The following is a 14379-nucleotide window of genomic DNA, read 5'->3' as shown; positions in this document are numbered from 1 at the left end:
GTCGCGGACGCTACCCGGCACGTCCGACAGGCCCGTGCGGTCCACGTCGACGCCGGGTCCCGGACGCGCGCCTAGGCTGGCGCCATGGCTGGTCAGCAGGGTGGGACGGGAAGCGACCCCGATCTGCCCGACGTGCCCGACGCGTTGCGCTCGGCGCTCGTCCGGCTCGCGGCCGACGTGCTGGGCGACATCGAGCCCACGCACACGCCGACGGCGCTGGCGGCGGTCCGGCGCTTCGCGCCACGGCGACGCGCGGCCGCCGGTGCGCAGCCGCTGTGGGTGGCGCTGCACGAGGACGAGGCCCTCCGTGCGCGCGTCACGCGGGTGTGGCTGCAGGCGCACGAGGAGGCCGGCGTGCCCGCGACGGACGGGTCACCGAGGTCGACCGACGTGGAGCCGACCGACGCGGAGCCACCGCCCGGGCGCCCGGGCACGGACGCCGCGGTCGGTGCGTGGCTCCAGGGCCGGCCGTGGCGCCACCTCCTGCCGGCGCCCGCGCCGTCCGCGCAGGACGACCCCGGCGGGCGGCGCCTCGAGGCCGCCGAGCGCGAGCTCGAGCGGCTGCGCACGGCGCTGGGCGTCGCGCGCGAGGGCGAGCGCACCGCGCGCGACGAGCTCGCAGGGCTGCAGCGCGAGCTGCGCCGGCTGCGCTCGGACGCCGACCGCGCGCGCAGCGAGGCCCGCGGGCTCGCGGCCGCGGCGGAGCAGGACGCCCGACGCGCCGCGGCCGACCTGGCCGCGGCCGCCGACGAGCGCGCCCGGGCGGCCGCCGACCTGCGGGCCGCCTCGGCGCAACGGTCCTTCGCGCGTGACGAGGTGCGGACCGGGCAGCGGCTCGTCGAGTCCCGCGTCCGGCTGCTGCTGGACACCGTCGTCGACGCCGCCACGGGTCTGCGCGCGGAGCTGGCGCTGCCGCCCGTGCGCGACCTGCCCGCGGACCTGGTGGCGCCGACATCCGACGGGCCGAGCGGGCGTCCCACGTCGCGCGGGCGATCGGTCGACGACCCCGCCCTGCTCGACGACCTCCTGCGCCTGCCGCGCGCGCACCTGCTGGTGGACGGGTACAACGTGTCGAAGACCGGGTGGCCGCACACCTCGCTCGCCGACCAGCGCCGGCTGCTCGTGGACGGCATGGCCGCGCTGGCCGCCCAGACCGGTGCCGAGATCACCTGCTGCTTCGACGGCCAGGCCGGCCACCGTGCGCCGGCCCCCGTGCGTGGCGTGCGGGTGCTGTTCACCGCGGGCGAGACCGCCGACGACCTGCTGCGCCACCTCGTGGCGGCCGAACCGCCGGGCCGGGTGCTCGTCGTGGCGACGTCCGACCGCGAGGTCGTCCACGACGTCGAGGACGCGGGCGCGTGGGCCGTGCCGTCGGCGACGCTCGTCGAGCGGCTGCGCCGACGCTGACGGTCACGACCGCGCCCCCGGCCGGTGGCCGGGGGCGCGGGTCGGACGTCGAGGAGCGGGGCTCAGCGCTCGCCCTCGCCGTACAGCGCCTCGACGTCCGCTGCGAAGTCCTTGAGCACCTCGGAGCGCCGGACGCTGAGCTTCGGCGTGAGGTACCCGTCGGCGATCGTCAGGTCACGGTCCAGGATCCGGTAGCGCCGGATCGACTCCGCGCGCGAGACGGCCTTGTTGGTGCGCTCGACCGCCTTGTCGAGCGACGCGAGCACGTCGGGGTCCTTGGCCGCCTCCTCGAGCGTCATCGCCGGCTTGCCGTGCGCCGAGAGCCACCCGGGCACGCCCTCGGGGTCCAGCGTGATGAGCGCCCCGATGAAGGGGCGCTGGTCGCCGACGACGACCACCTGGCTGACCAGGGGGTGGCCGCGCAGCCGGTCCTCGAGCACGCTGGGCGCGACGTTCTTGCCCCCCGCGGTGACGATGATCTCCTTCTTGCGGCCGGTGATGCGCAGGAACCCGTCCTCGTCGATCGAGCCCAGGTCGCCGGTGCGCAGCCACCCGTCGTGCAGCGCCTCGGCGGTGGCCTCGGGGTTGCCGTGGTACCCGCGGAACACCTGGATGCCCTTGATCTCGATCTCGCCGTCCGCGGCCAGGCGCAGCGACGTCCCGGGCAGCGCGGGCCCCACGGTCCCGATCTTGGTGCGCTCGGGCAGGTTCACCGTGGCCGGCGCGGTCGTCTCGGTCAGCCCGTAGCCCTCGAGCACCTTGAGCCCGACGCCGCGGTAGAAGTGGCCCAGGCGCTCGCCCAGCGGTGCGCCGCCCGAGATGGCCCACTCGACCTGCCCGCCCAGCACCTTGCGCAGCTTCGAGAGCACCAGCACGTCGGCGACCTTGTGCTGCAGGCGCAGCCAGGGGCTCGGGCCGCCGGGGGTGTCCAGCGCCCGGGAGTACACGATCGACGTCTTCGCCGCGCGCTGGAAGATCGCGCCCTTGCCACCCGCGGCGGCCTTCTGCTCGGCCGAGTTGTAGACCTTCTCGAAGACGCGCGGCACGGAGAGGATGAACGTCGGGCGGAACGACCCGATGCCCTCGACGAGCGTCCTGGTGTCGGGCCAGTGGCCCAGCACCGCGCCGGCGGGGATCGTCAGCACGTGCACGAACCGCGCGAAGACGTGCGCGAGCGGCATGAACAGCATGGTCCGGGCACCCGGCGTCGAGACGACGACGTTGAGCTTCTCGACCGCATTGGTCGTCAGCGCCGAGAAGTTGCCGTGCGTCAGCTCGACACCCTTGGGCCGGCCCGTCGTGCCGGACGTGTAGATGACGGTCGCCAGGTCGTCGCGCGCGGCGAGCCCCCTGCGCCGCGTCACCTCCGCCTCCTCGACCCCCGCACCGGCCGCCACCAGCTCGTCCATCGCCCCCTCGTCGATGACGAGGACCTCGCGCAGCGTCGTCGCCTGGTCGCGCACCTCGGCGACGAGCTCGGCGTGCGCCGGCGTCTCGACGAACAGCACGCTGACGTCGGCGTCCGTGAGGATCCAGGCGACCTGCTCGGCCGACGACGTCTCGTAGAGCGGCACCGGCACCGCACCCACGGCCCACGTCGCCCAGTCGAGCAACGACCACTCGTAGCGCGTGCGGGACATGATCCCGACGCGGTCCCCGGGCTGCACACCCTTGGCGACGAGACCGCGGGCGGCCGCGACGATCTCCGCGTCGTACGCGCGGGCCGTGGTCGGCAGCCACTGCCCGTCGGCATAGCGCTCCACGAGCACCCTGTCCGGCGTGCTGCGCACGCGAGCCGCGAGCAGGTCGTTGAGGTTGTCCGACGGATCGACCTCGATGAGCAGAGGGCTGTGGGACTCGTCCATGCTGACTCCAGTGGCAGGGGGGCGAAGGGTGCCATGAGGATACGGGACACCGGTCCTTGGTCAGAGGCGCGCGGCCGGGTGGAGTCGCAGGCCAGGGGCATTTCGGACCGGCCGGCGGCACGCACGTCACGACGTGCGGCCGTGGATGCGCTCCCGCGGCGCACCGAGTGCGGCTAGCGTGGTGGCGCTGCGCGACGGACGCGGGGCGGCGAGGGCAGGAGCGGACCAGGACATGCACGCCATCGGGGTCGACATCGGCGGGACGAAGATCGCGGCGGGCGTGGTCGACGACGACGGCACGATCCTCGCCCAGACCCGGCGGGACACCGACCCCGACGACGTCGCGAGCATCGACGCGGCGATCGCGGACGTGTACCGCGAGCTCGCCGCCTCCTTCGAGGTCCGCGAGGTCGGTCTGGCGGCGGCCGGGTTCGTCGCGTCGGACCGTGCCCGGGTCCTGTTCGCCCCGAACATCGCCTGGCGCGAGTACCCGCTGCGGGACAACGTGGCGGCACTGATCGGCGACGACGACGTCCGGATCGTCGTGGAGAACGACGCGAACGCGGCCGGCTGGGCGGAGTTCCGCTTCGGTGTCGGCCGGGACGTCGAGGACATGGTGATGCTGACCCTCGGCACGGGCCTCGGCGGCGCGATCGTCTCGGGCGGACGTCTGGCGCGCGGCGCCTGGGGAGCCGCCGCGGAGATCGGCCACATGCGGGTCGTGCCCGGCGGTCACTACTGCGGCTGCGGTCACGAGGGCTGCTGGGAGCAGTACGTCTCGGGCTCGGCGCTCGTGCGCGACGCGCAGGCGGCCGCGGTCTCGCAGCCGGAGCGCGCGGCGGCGCTGATCGCGCTGGCGGGCGGCCGGGTCGAGGGCATCACGGGCCCGCTCGTGACCCGCGCGGCGCAGGACGGCGACCCGCTCGCCGTCGAGCTGCTGACCGAGGTGGGCCGCTGGGTGGGCGAGGGTGCCGCCAGCGTCGCGGCCCTGCTGGACCCGGAGGTGTTCGTCATCGGCGGTGGGGTCAGCGCTGCCGGCGACCTGCTGCTCGTGCCCGCGCGCAAGGCGTTCGGCGAGCAGCTCTCGGGACGCGGCCACCGCCCGGAGGCGGGGATCGTGGTCGCCGACATGGGCAACGACGCGGGCATGGTCGGGGCCGCCGACCTCGCGCGGATCTGACGGCGCGGTCCGGCCGGGCCGGGGCGCGTCAGACGACCGCGCCGTCCCCGTCGGTCGGCTCGCGGTGCTGCGGCATGCGCCACACGAGGACCGCCACGGCGACGACGAACACCACCGCCGCCGCCCGGACCAGGAGGGTCGGGGCGTCCCGCCACACCGTGACGACCACGAGCAGGAAGAGGGGGACGCCTGCGGCCGCTCCCCAGGCGAGGGTGAGCAGGGGGTCGGTGCTCGTCACGGGGCCCGGGTCCTCGGGCACGAAGTGCTCGAGGTCGTCGACCTCGTCCTCCGCCAGGTCGTACTGCGTGGTGCCGTCCCAGTCGCGTCCGCCGGCGCTCGCCGGCAGGCCAGGGGCCGGGGCGCCGTCGTCGGGGGGCGGCGTCCCGTCCTCGGGGTCGGACAGGAGGCGGCGCAGCGCGGGGTCGGTCCCGCCGTCGACGTCGGAGAGGCGCGCGACGATCGACGCCCACACCTCGTCGTCCTCGGGCGTCGAGGGCTGCGGCTCCCGGGAGGGCACGGCGGAGGCGTCGTCGGGACGTGCCGGGGGTCCGGTCGGGTGCTGCGCGCCGGTGATGTCGTCGGCGTCGGCGTCGTCGTCGGGACGTGCGTCCATGGGAGCACTCTAGAGTCGGACCCGACGTACCGACCCGTCGCGGTCGGTGGCAGGTCCGTGGGACCGTCCGGCGCCGCCGGGACGACGGCGGTGCGGCGGGCGTCGAGCGAGGAGACACGTTGTTCTACTGGTTGATGAAGCGGGTGTTCGTCGGGCCCCTGCTGCGCCTGGTCTACCGGCCGTGGGTGCGCGGTGCCGCGAACGTCCCCGCCGAGGGCGGCGCGATCCTCGCGAGCAACCACCTGGCCGTCATCGACTCCTTCTTCCTGCCGCTCGTGCTCGACCGCGAGATCGTGTTCATCGGGAAGCAGGAGTACTTCACCGGCGCCGGCCTCAAGGGGCGGGTGACCGCCGGGTTCATGCGTGGCGTCGGGACGATCCCCGTCGACCGCGGGGGCGGCAAGGCCGGCGAGGCCGCGCTGCGGACGGGCCTGCGCCGGCTGTCCGAGGGCGGTCTGTTCGGCATCTACCCCGAGGGCACGCGGAGCCCGGACGGGCGTCTCTACCGCGGCAAGACGGGTGTGGCGCGCCTCGCGCTCGAGTCCGGCGCGCCCGTGGTCCCGGTCGCGATGGTCGGGACGGACGTGGCGCAGCCCCTCGGCCGGCGCATCCCCAAGGTCATGCGCATCGGCGTGGTCATCGGCGAGCCGCTCGACTTCTCGCGCTACCGCGGGATGGAGAACGACCGGTTCATCCTGCGCTCGGTGACCGACGAGATCATGTACGCGATCATGAGCCTGTCCGGGCAGGAGTACGTGGACGTGTACGCGGCCACGCAGAAGGCACGGATCGCGACGGGCCACCCGCAGGCACCGGACGACGCGGGCGCGATGCCCGCCGCGCCGGGCGGCCGACCGGTGCCCGATGTCCAGGTTCCGGTCCCACCGCAGGACGAGGCTCCGCCGTCAGTAGGATGAGGCGGACCCGGACGCGTGCCGGGCCCGTGCGCGTGCCCGCTGGGCGCGTGCCCGCCGTCCCCCGCGCGACGGGTCGACCCGGACCTCGGTCCTGGTCGTGCCCCCTGCGCGGGCCCCACGCTGGGCCGGCCGGGTACGTCCTGCACCCGCGCCGTCCGTGCTCTGCCAACGAGAGGTGTGTCCCATGTCGGTCCGTCGCGTCGCCCTTCTGACCGCCGGCGGTTTCGCTCCCTGCCTGTCGTCCGCCGTCGGTGGGCTCATCGAGCGCTACACGGAGATCGCTCCCGAGGTCGAGATCATCGCCTACCAGCACGGCTACCACGGCCTGCTGCGGGGTGACAGCATCACGGTCACGCCCGAGGTCCGCGCCAAGGCCGGCGTGCTGCACCGGTTCGGCGGCTCGCCGATCGGCAACTCGCGCGTCAAGCTCACCAACGCCAAGGACTGCGTCAAGCGCGGCCTGGTGGCCGAGGGTCAGGACCCGCTGCACGTCGCGGCCGAGCAGCTCAAGGCCGACGGCATCGACGTCCTGCACACGATCGGCGGCGACGACACCAACACGACCGCTGCCGACCTGGCCGCGTTCCTGCACGACAACGGCTACGAGCTGACGGTCGTCGGCCTGCCCAAGACGATCGACAACGACGTCGTGCCGATCCGCCAGTCCCTCGGCGCGTGGACGGCCGCCGAGGAGGCCGCCGGCTTCGCCGTGAACATCATCGGCGAGCACCGTTCGGGCCCGCGCATGCTGATCGTGCACGAGGTCATGGGCCGCCACTGCGGCTGGCTGACGGCAGCGGCTGCCGCGGAGTACCGCAAGTGGCTCGACCTGCAGGAGTGGGTGCCGGAGATCGGGCTCTCGCGCGAGCGCTGGGACATCCACGCCGTCTTCCTGCCGGAGCTGGCGCTGGACATCGACGCCGAGGCGACGCGCCTCAAGGGCGTCATGGACGAGCTCGGCAACGTCAACATCTTCCTGTCCGAGGGTGCCGGCATGCACGAGATCGTGGAGCAGCTCGAGGCGGCGGGCACGCCCCCGGAGCGTGACCCGTTCGGCCACGTCAAGCTCGACACGATCAACCCCGGCCAGTGGTTCGCCAAGCAGTTCGCCGAGCGGCTGGGCGCCGAGAAGGTCATGGTCCAGAAGTCCGGGTACTACTCCCGGGCGGCGGCGGCGAACGCCGAGGACCTGCGCCTCATCAAGTCGATGACCGACCTGGCCGTCGAGTGCGCGCTGCGCGGCGAGTCCGGTGTGATCGGGCACGACGAGGAGCAGGGCGACCGGCTGCGGGCGATCGAGTTCCCCCGCATCGCGGGGGGCAAGGCGTTCGACGTGTCGCAGGCGTGGTTCGGCGAGCTCCTGTCGGACATCGGGCAGCCCCTCGTCCCGGCGAGCCACTCATGAGCGTGCAGCCCGACCCGCAGGTCGTCGCCGGGCTCGACGCCTGGGAGACGCTGCCCGTCGGTCAGCAGCCGCAGTGGCCGGACGCCACCGAGGTCCGGCGCGTGCGTGACCGGCTCGCGAGCCTGCCGCCGCTGGTCTTCGCCGGCGAGGCCGACGCGCTGCGGGCACAGCTCGCCGCCGCGTCGCGCGGGGAGGCGTTCGTCCTGCAGGGCGGGGACTGCGCCGAGACCTTCGCCGAGGCGACGGCCGACAACATCCGCAACAAGATCAAGACGATCCTGCAGATGGCCGTCGTGCTCACGTACGGCGCGAGCCTGCCCGTGGTGAAGATGGGCCGGATGGCGGGGCAGTACGCCAAGCCGCGCTCGTCGGACGTCGAGACGCGTGACGGCGTCACGCTCCCCGCGTTCCGCGGCGACATCATCAACGGCTTCGAGTTCACGCCCGAGGCCCGCACGCCGGACCCGGACCGCCTGCTCGAGGCGTACCACACGTCGGCGTCGACGCTGAACCTCATCCGCGCCTTCACCACGGGCGGCTTCGCGTCGCTGCTGCGCGTGCACGAGTGGAACCGCGGGTTCATGGCGAACCCGGCGTACTCGCGCTACGAGCAGCTCGCGGCGGAGATCGACCGGGCGATCCGGTTCATGGCCGCGTGCGGTGCCGACGTCGACGCGCTGCGCGCGGTGGACTTCTACTCGGCGCACGAGGGCCTGCTCCTGGACTACGAGCGGCCCCTGACGCGGATCGACTCGCGCACGGGTCTGCCGTACGACTGCTCGGCCCACTTCCTGTGGATCGGGGAGCGGACGCGTCAGCTCGACTCCGGGCACGTCGACTTCTTCTCGCGCGTGCAGAACCCGCTCGGGGTCAAGCTCGGTCCGACCACCACGGGCGACGACGCGATCGCGCTCATGGACCGGCTGAACCCGACGGGGGAGCCCGGTCGTCTGACGTTCGTGACGCGCATGGGTGCCGGCAAGGTCCGCGACCTGCTCCCGGCGCTCGTCGAGAAGGTCACCGCCGACGGGCGTCCCGTGACGTGGGTGTGCGACCCGATGCACGGCAACGGCATCACGTCGGCCAGCGGCTACAAGACGCGCCGGTTCACCGACGTCATGGACGAGGTCGCCGGGTTCTTCGAGGTGCACCGTGCGCTGGGCACCGTCCCCGGCGGCCTGCACGTCGAGCTCACGGGCGACGACGTCACCGAGGTCCTCGGTGGTACCGAGGAGATCGACGACGAGGGGCTGGCCCGGCGCTACGAGACGCTGGTCGACCCGCGCCTGAACCACCAGCAGTCGCTCGAGATGGCGTTCCAGGTCGTGGAGCTGCTGCGCCGCGCCTGACGTGGCTGGACGGCCCCGGCCCCGACCACGACGGTCTGGGCCGGGGCCGTCCCACGTCGGTCCACCGCCGCGTGGCGGGGCAGGCGGCGGGCGTCGTCAGACGACCTGCAGCACGATCTCCGTGCCCTTGCGCACGGACTCGCCCGCCGGCACGCTCTGCGTCCGCACGGTGCCGAAGAAGCCGCCCAGGACGTTCTCGCGCTTCGCCGTCAGCCCGAGGCTGTCGAGCTCGGCCTTGGCCTTGTCGAACTGCTTGCCGGTCAGGTCGGGCATCGGGACCGTCTCCGGACCCTTCGACACGGTGACGGTGACGACGTCACCGCGGTGGGCGGTCTCACCGGCCACGGGGGACTGGTCGATGATGCGCCCGGCGGGCACGGTGTCGTGGAAGGCCTCGGTGGCCTCCACGGTGAGCGCGTCGGACGCGAGCTGCTCCTGCGCGTCCTCGACCGTGATGCCCACCACGGAGGTGACGGTCACGGGGGCGGGCCCCCTGGACAGGACCAGCGTCACGGCGCTGCCGCGCTTCACCTGCGCCCCGGCATCGGCAGCGGTGCCGTCCGGGAGCGCTGCGGTGAGCACCTGCCCGGCGGGCGCCTCGTCGTGGTACTCCTCGTCGCCGTACGCGGCGACGAGCTCGGCACCCTCGAGCGCACCCTCGGCGTCCGCCTGCATCGCGCCGACGAGCCCGTCGGGGACGACGACCAGGTCGGGGCCCTTCGAGACCGTGTAGGTCACGGTGCCGTCCTTGCGGACGGCGGCTCCGGGACCGGGGTCGGTCGACAGCACCGAGCCGGCTGCGACCGTGTCGTCGAAGGCCTCGGCGCGCGTGTGCCGCAGCCCGGCGTCCTCGAGCGCGGCCACGGCGTCGTCCTCGGGGACCTCCAGCACCGCGGGCACGCTCGTGTAGGCGCCGGGGCCGGCCTCCAGGTACCACCACGTGCCGAGGCCCAGCAGCGCGAGGACGGCCACGGTCACCGCGATCACGGTCCTGCGGCGCCGGCTCGCCGGCGGCGCCGTGGTGCCGGCGGGCTCGACGACCCCGAGCCCGATCGGCAGCGCGACGGTCCCGCCGCGGGCGTGGTCGCCGACCGGGACGCGCGCCGTGAGGCCGGGGTCGTCCGCGAGGTCGTCCTCGGCGTCGCCCACGAAGGGCAGGTCCGTCTCGTCGAGGTCCGTCGCGGCGGGCAGCACGACGGTCGGCGGCACCTCGGCACGTCGGTCGAGGGTGACGTCGTCGAGCGCGAGGCGCGTGCGCCGCACGAGCAGGAGTGCAGCCCCGGCGTCGAGCGGTCGGTCCTCCGGGCTGTGCGCGGCGAGCGCACCGACGAGCTCGTCGACCTCGGACGGCAGCCAGTCGACCAGCGTCGACGGGGCCGGGATCTCGGAGGTCACGTGCTGGAAGGCCACCTGGATGGCGGTCTCGCCCGTGAAGGGCTGCCTGCCGGTCAGCATCTCGAAGAGCATGACGCCCGTGGCGTAGACGTCCGTGCGGGCGTCGCTGGCCCCGCGCTGCACCAGCTCCGGCGCGAGGTACGCCACCGTCCCGAGCACCGTGCCGGTGGTCGTCGACGTGACCTCGGTCACCGCGCGGGCCAGGCCGAAGTCGGCCACGCGCACGCGGTCGTCCGACGCGATGAGCACGTTCTCGGGCTTGACGTCCCGGTGCACGAGGCCCGCGCGGTGGGCGGCGGCCAGCGCGTCGAGCACGCTCTCGGTCACCCGCAGCGCCTCGCCGACGCGCAGGGCGCCCTGCTCGGCGATCTGGCGCCGCAGGTTGGACCCGTCGACGTACTCCATCGTCAGGTAGCTGGTCTCGCCGTCGACGCCCTGGTCGAAGACCCCCACGAGCCCGGGGTGCGTCAGTCGCGCGGCGCTGCGTGCCTCGCGGCGGAACCGTGCGACGAAGGCGCCCCCGGTCGCCCCCTCGGCGAGGTGCGGGTGCATGACCTTGAGCGCGACCTCGCGGTCGAGCCGACGGTCGATGGCGAGGTACACCGTCGCCATGCCGCCGCGCGCGATGCGCGAGACGACCTCGTACCGGCCGTCGACCAGACGGCCCACGAGCGGATCGGTGACGGTGGTTCCCACGCGCGGAAGTCTACGGTCGGCGGGCGCGAGATCCGGGGAGCCGCGCGCGTCAGCGGAAGCGCGTCATGAGCGTCTGGACGTTGGCGACGTAGCGCCGTGTGTCCGCGTACATGCCGTTGCGCTTCACCGAGCCCGCGCCCTGGTAGTACGACGCGATCGCCGTCGGGAGGTCGGGGGAGGTGCGCACCAGCGACCGCAGGATCGCGACGCCCGCGACGACGTTGTCGTCCGGACCGAGCAGGTCGAGCTGGCGGCCGACCAGCTGCGAGGCCCACTCGCCCGACGAGGGGATCACCTGCATCGTGCCGATGGCGTTGGCGGGGGAGACGGCCGTGTGGTCGAAGCCGGACTCCTGGTGGGCCACGGCCTGCGCCAGCGCGGGGTCGACCCCCATGGCCCGCGCGGTCGCCGCGACCTTCGCCTGCATGTCGGCGCGCGAGGGGACGCCCGCCGCCAGCAGCGTCGCCTTGTTGCGGTTCGCCGCGTCGACGACCTGCGGCGCGTACGTGCGGCCCGCGAACGTGTCGCCGACGAGCTGCGTCGGCGTCGCCGCGGACGTGCCGCCCGGCAGCGCGATGTCCTGCCCGACGCGGATGGACGCGCGCGCGTCGAGACCGTTGGCGGCCACGACGGCGGCGACGGTGGTGCCGTGCCGTGCCGCGATGGCCGAGACGGTGTCGCCGCTGCGCACGGTGTAGGTGCCGGTGGAGGCCGCGGGAGCGGCCCCGGTGCCGGGCCGCGCTGCGGCCGCGCCGGGGATGGTCAGGCTCTGCCCGGCGCGGATGAAGGCGCGGGCGTCGAGGCCGTTGGCGGCCACGACGGCGGCGACGGTGGTCCCGTGCCGTGCCGCGATGGCCGAGACGGTGTCGCCGCTACGGACGGCGTACGACGTGCCGGCAGGAGCGGGTGCAGGCGTGGCGGACGCCGCCGGCGCGGCGTCCGGGAGACGGAGCACCTGCCCCACACGCACGCGTGAAGGGTCGGCCAGGGTGTTGTCGGCCGCGATCCGCGCGACGGTCGTCCCGCTGCGCTTGGCGATCGACGTCAGGGTGTCGCCCTGCCGGACGGTGTAGTCGGCGGCGTGGCCGGCGGTGCCGGTGGCGGCGAGCGCGACGGTCGCGAGAGCGAGCGTGGCCCCCGTCCCGGTCGCGGCGCGCGCGACGGTGCGCGGACGCGGAGTAAGTGCGGACATGGCCCCCCCAGGGCGGTTGTGGAGCATGTGGTGCGGTGTGCGCGGAGCGGCACGGACGTGACGCGTGGTGCGCGTGTGACGGGTGTGACGAACTTCGACGCTAGACGAGAATGTCCAGGACGGAAACCCCGCGGGCCGGATGACGGTCTCCGCGCGCGGGACCCGTAGGCTGACCGGGTGAGTTCGACCTCGGATCTGGACCTTCTCGTCGGCAGCTGGCTGACCGTTCCCGACGTTGCGGAGATGCTCGGCGTGGACGCGGGCAGGGTGCGTCGCCTCCTGCAGGAGCGGCGGCTCGTCGGCGTGCGGCGGGGCACCCCGCCCGTGCTGAGCGTGCCGGCCGACTGCCTCGTGCCCGGCCACCTCTCCAACCCGGCCGCCCCCGACGCGCCCTCCGCCGACCGGCCGTGGGCCGTCCTGGCGGCGCTGCAGGGCACCCTGACCGTGCTGGGCGACGACGGCTTCTCCGACGAGGAGACGATCGAGTGGCTCTTCACGCAGGAGGAGACCCTCGGGGTCGCGCCGATCGTGGCGCTGCGGGCCGGCCGCAAGACCGAGGTACGGCGCGTGGCCCAGGCGCTCCTCTAGCCGGCCGGCGCGTCCGCACGGGCGGACGACGCAGGGACGTCAGGCGGCGCGCTGGACCGCCGCGTGCGCGAGGTCGACGAGTGCGCTGCGCGCGGGCTCGGGCCAGTCGCGTGCCTCGATCTGCGCGAAGGCCTCGGTGCAGAGCTCGTCGATGAGCTGCTCGACCTCCGCCACCGCACCCGTGCGCACGAGCAGCTCGGTGAGGGTCGCGACGCCCGCGGCGTCGAGGTGCGGGTCCCCGACGCCGCTCGTCAGGACGTCCACGGCTCCGGCGTCGCCCGCGGCGGTCGCCCGGGCGAGGGCCCGCGCGACCAGGACCGTGCGCTTGCCCTCGCGCAGGTCGTCGCCGGTCGGCTTGCCCGTCGTGGACGGGTCGCCGAGCACGCCGAGCAGGTCGTCGCGGAGCTGGAACGCCTCACCGAGCGGGAGCCCGACGGCGCGGCAGCCGGCGACGGCGGCCTCGTCGGCGCCGGCGAGCGCGGCGCCCAGCACGATCGGGTGCTCGACGCTGTAGCGCGCGGACTTCGCCCGCACGACGTCGCGTGCCCGCCGCTCGTCCTCCTGCGGATCGCCCCACGGCATGGTCTGGGCGACAAGGTCGAGGTACTGCCCGACCGTCACCTCGGTCCGCATGTCCGCGAACACCGCGTGCGCGATGTGCGCGACGGGCGCCGGCAGGTCGGCCAGGGCGCGCGTCATCTCGTCGTCGCTCGCGACGAGAGCCAGGTCGCCGAGGAGGATCGCGGCACCGTCCCCGAAGCGCCGCGGCTCGCCCCGACGCACGCCCGCCCGGTGGTCGTCCGCGAAGACGCGGTGCGCGGTCGGCCGGCCGCGACGCGTGCTGGAGTCGTCCATGACGTCGTCGTGGAAGAGCGCCGCCGCCTGGAAGAGCTCGAGCGCGGCACCTGCGCGCAGGACCGCCTGCTCCCGCCCGTCGCCCGGCGTCCCGCCGTGCGCGCGCCACGACCAGTAGCAGAAGGCGGCACGCAGCCGCTTGCCGCCGGCGAGCATGCTCTCGACCGCGTCGGCCAGCGGTGCGGCGTCCGGGCTGATCGCGCGGCAGGTCTCGCGCAGACCGGCGACGTGCCGGGCGAGGGCCGCGTCCACGCCGGCGCGCAGGTTCTCACGGTCGACCAGAGCAGCGTTCGCGGTGGGCACGTGCCCACCCTAGGGCGCGGGCGCCGCCACCGTCCCACCGAGGGTCATGGTCCGCATGCCGTCCCGGTCGAGCACGCCCACGACCAGCAGCTCCGACCCCGCGGAGCGGGAGAACGTGGTCTGGGCCGCGAGGCCGGCCTCGACCGCCGGTGGCGCCGACTCGGTGAAGCCTGCGGCCAGCAGCGGTGCCCGGACGGCTTCCACCAGGCCGGCGGTGTCCTGGCCGGTCCGGACGTTGAGGCTGATGCGGAGCGTCGCGTCGCCGGCGGGCTCGGCGGAGGACACCAGCACCTCGGCGTCGGGCGGCACCGGCACCAGGTCCGCCGGGAAGCTCGGGGCCAGCGTGCCGACCGCGGTGCCGTCCGCGATGTCGTCCGTGAGCAGGGACTCGCCGGGCGTGGGTGTGGGCGTCGCGGTGGACCCGGAGGGGGCGGCGGGCGGCGCGGTGCTCGTCGTGCAGCCGGTCACGAGGCCCAGGCCGAGCAGCGTCGCGGCTGCCAGGGCGAGGAGAGTCGTACGGGGCACGGCGCCAGGTTAGCGCGACCGCGCGGTCGTGGGACGGGCGCGCGAGCCGACCACAGGCCCGGCCCGGCCGAGGCGGGCCCACAGGTCCG

At 74.6% G+C, this 14379-nt stretch carries 12 protein-coding genes; 6 read left to right on the top strand and 6 right to left on the bottom strand.

Annotation, left to right across the window (positions count from 1 at the left end):
* Positions 1–84 precede the first annotated feature (84 nt).
* Positions 85–1407 (top strand): NYN domain-containing protein, encoded by a 1323-nt coding sequence (locus KKR89_RS10490; protein WP_208195297.1) that lies wholly within the window; start codon positions 85–87, stop codon positions 1405–1407.
* Positions 1408–1469: 62 nt separating this feature from the next.
* Here the strand turns inward: KKR89_RS10490 and KKR89_RS10485 are convergent, their stop codons facing one another.
* Positions 1470–3272, bottom strand: coding sequence for an AMP-dependent synthetase/ligase (locus KKR89_RS10485; protein WP_208195296.1), 1803 nt, complete (start codon positions 3270–3272; stop codon positions 1470–1472).
* A 232-nt stretch (positions 3273–3504) separates the two neighbouring features.
* On the opposite strand from KKR89_RS10485, the gene KKR89_RS10480 reads away from it, so the two are divergent.
* Positions 3505–4452, top strand: a complete 948-nt coding sequence (locus KKR89_RS10480; protein WP_208195295.1) for an ROK family glucokinase — start codon at positions 3505–3507, stop codon at positions 4450–4452.
* A 28-nt stretch (positions 4453–4480) separates the two neighbouring features.
* Here the strand turns inward: KKR89_RS10480 and KKR89_RS10475 are convergent, their stop codons facing one another.
* A complete protein-coding gene (locus KKR89_RS10475) occupies positions 4481–5065 on the bottom strand; it encodes a hypothetical protein (protein ID WP_208195294.1) in 585 nt (194 codons plus the stop codon).
* Between the two features lie 119 nt (positions 5066–5184).
* Here KKR89_RS10475 and KKR89_RS10470 point away from each other — a divergent pair, with 119 nt between their 5' ends.
* The 3 genes from KKR89_RS10470 to KKR89_RS10460 all read left to right on the top strand — a co-directional run bounded on the left by KKR89_RS10470 (position 5185) and on the right by KKR89_RS10460 (position 8736).
* A complete protein-coding gene (locus KKR89_RS10470; RefSeq protein WP_243882227.1) occupies positions 5185–5982 on the top strand; it encodes a lysophospholipid acyltransferase family protein in 798 nt (265 codons plus the stop codon).
* Between the two features lie 184 nt (positions 5983–6166).
* A complete protein-coding gene (locus tag KKR89_RS10465) occupies positions 6167–7387 on the top strand; it encodes a pyrophosphate--fructose-6-phosphate 1-phosphotransferase (RefSeq protein ID WP_208195293.1) in 1221 nt (406 codons plus the stop codon).
* Positions 7384–8736 (top strand): class II 3-deoxy-7-phosphoheptulonate synthase, encoded by a 1353-nt coding sequence (locus KKR89_RS10460; RefSeq protein WP_208195292.1) that lies wholly within the window; start codon positions 7384–7386, stop codon positions 8734–8736. Before KKR89_RS10465 ends, KKR89_RS10460 begins: the two co-directional genes overlap by 4 nt.
* 96 nt (positions 8737–8832) lie before the next feature.
* Here KKR89_RS10460 and pknB read toward each other — a convergent pair whose 3' ends face one another.
* Positions 8833–10827, bottom strand: a complete 1995-nt coding sequence (gene pknB, locus KKR89_RS10455; RefSeq protein ID WP_208195291.1) for a Stk1 family PASTA domain-containing Ser/Thr kinase — start codon at positions 10825–10827, stop codon at positions 8833–8835.
* A gap of 49 nt (positions 10828–10876) precedes the next feature.
* A complete protein-coding gene (locus tag KKR89_RS10450) occupies positions 10877–12019 on the bottom strand; it encodes a LysM peptidoglycan-binding domain-containing protein (protein ID WP_208195290.1) in 1143 nt (380 codons plus the stop codon).
* Positions 12020–12196: 177 nt separating this feature from the next.
* Here KKR89_RS10450 and KKR89_RS10445 point away from each other — a divergent pair, with 177 nt between their 5' ends.
* Entirely contained in the window at positions 12197–12607 is a 411-nt protein-coding gene (locus tag KKR89_RS10445; protein ID WP_251140850.1) for an Rv2175c family DNA-binding protein, read from the top strand.
* A gap of 39 nt (positions 12608–12646) precedes the next feature.
* On the opposite strand, the gene KKR89_RS10440 is transcribed toward KKR89_RS10445, so the two are convergent.
* Both KKR89_RS10440 and KKR89_RS10435 read right to left on the bottom strand, forming a co-directional pair.
* Positions 12647–13765: a polyprenyl synthetase family protein gene (locus KKR89_RS10440; protein ID WP_208195289.1), complete on the bottom strand. Its 1119-nt coding sequence runs from the start codon at positions 13763–13765 to the stop codon at positions 12647–12649.
* Positions 13766–13774: 9 nt separating this feature from the next.
* Entirely contained in the window at positions 13775–14290 is a 516-nt protein-coding gene (locus KKR89_RS10435; protein ID WP_208195288.1) for a hypothetical protein, read from the bottom strand.
* Positions 14291–14379: the final 89 nt, after the last annotated feature.

Origin of the sequence: Cellulomonas dongxiuzhuiae (genome assembly GCF_018623035.1) — a bacterium.
GTDB lineage: Bacteria > Actinomycetota > Actinomycetes > Actinomycetales > Cellulomonadaceae > Cellulomonas > Cellulomonas dongxiuzhuiae.
This window is presented reverse-complemented; position numbering and strand designations above follow the sequence as displayed.

Excerpts from the sequence above, each read along its gene's own strand:
- KKR89_RS10490 (WP_208195297.1), top strand. The coding sequence starts at position 85 with ATGGCTGGTCAGCAGGGTGGGACGGGAAGCGACCCCGATCTGCCCGAC.
- KKR89_RS10475 (WP_208195294.1), bottom strand. The coding sequence starts at position 5,065 with ATGGACGCACGTCCCGACGACGACGCCGACGCCGACGACATCACCGGC.
- KKR89_RS10465 (WP_208195293.1), top strand. The coding sequence starts at position 6,167 with ATGTCGGTCCGTCGCGTCGCCCTTCTGACCGCCGGCGGTTTCGCTCCC.
- KKR89_RS10480 (WP_208195295.1), top strand. The coding sequence starts at position 3,505 with ATGCACGCCATCGGGGTCGACATCGGCGGGACGAAGATCGCGGCGGGC.
- KKR89_RS10460 (WP_208195292.1), top strand. The coding sequence starts at position 7,384 with ATGAGCGTGCAGCCCGACCCGCAGGTCGTCGCCGGGCTCGACGCCTGG.
- KKR89_RS10450 (WP_208195290.1), bottom strand. The coding sequence starts at position 12,019 with ATGTCCGCACTTACTCCGCGTCCGCGCACCGTCGCGCGCGCCGCGACC.
- KKR89_RS10485 (WP_208195296.1), bottom strand. The coding sequence starts at position 3,272 with ATGGACGAGTCCCACAGCCCTCTGCTCATCGAGGTCGATCCGTCGGAC.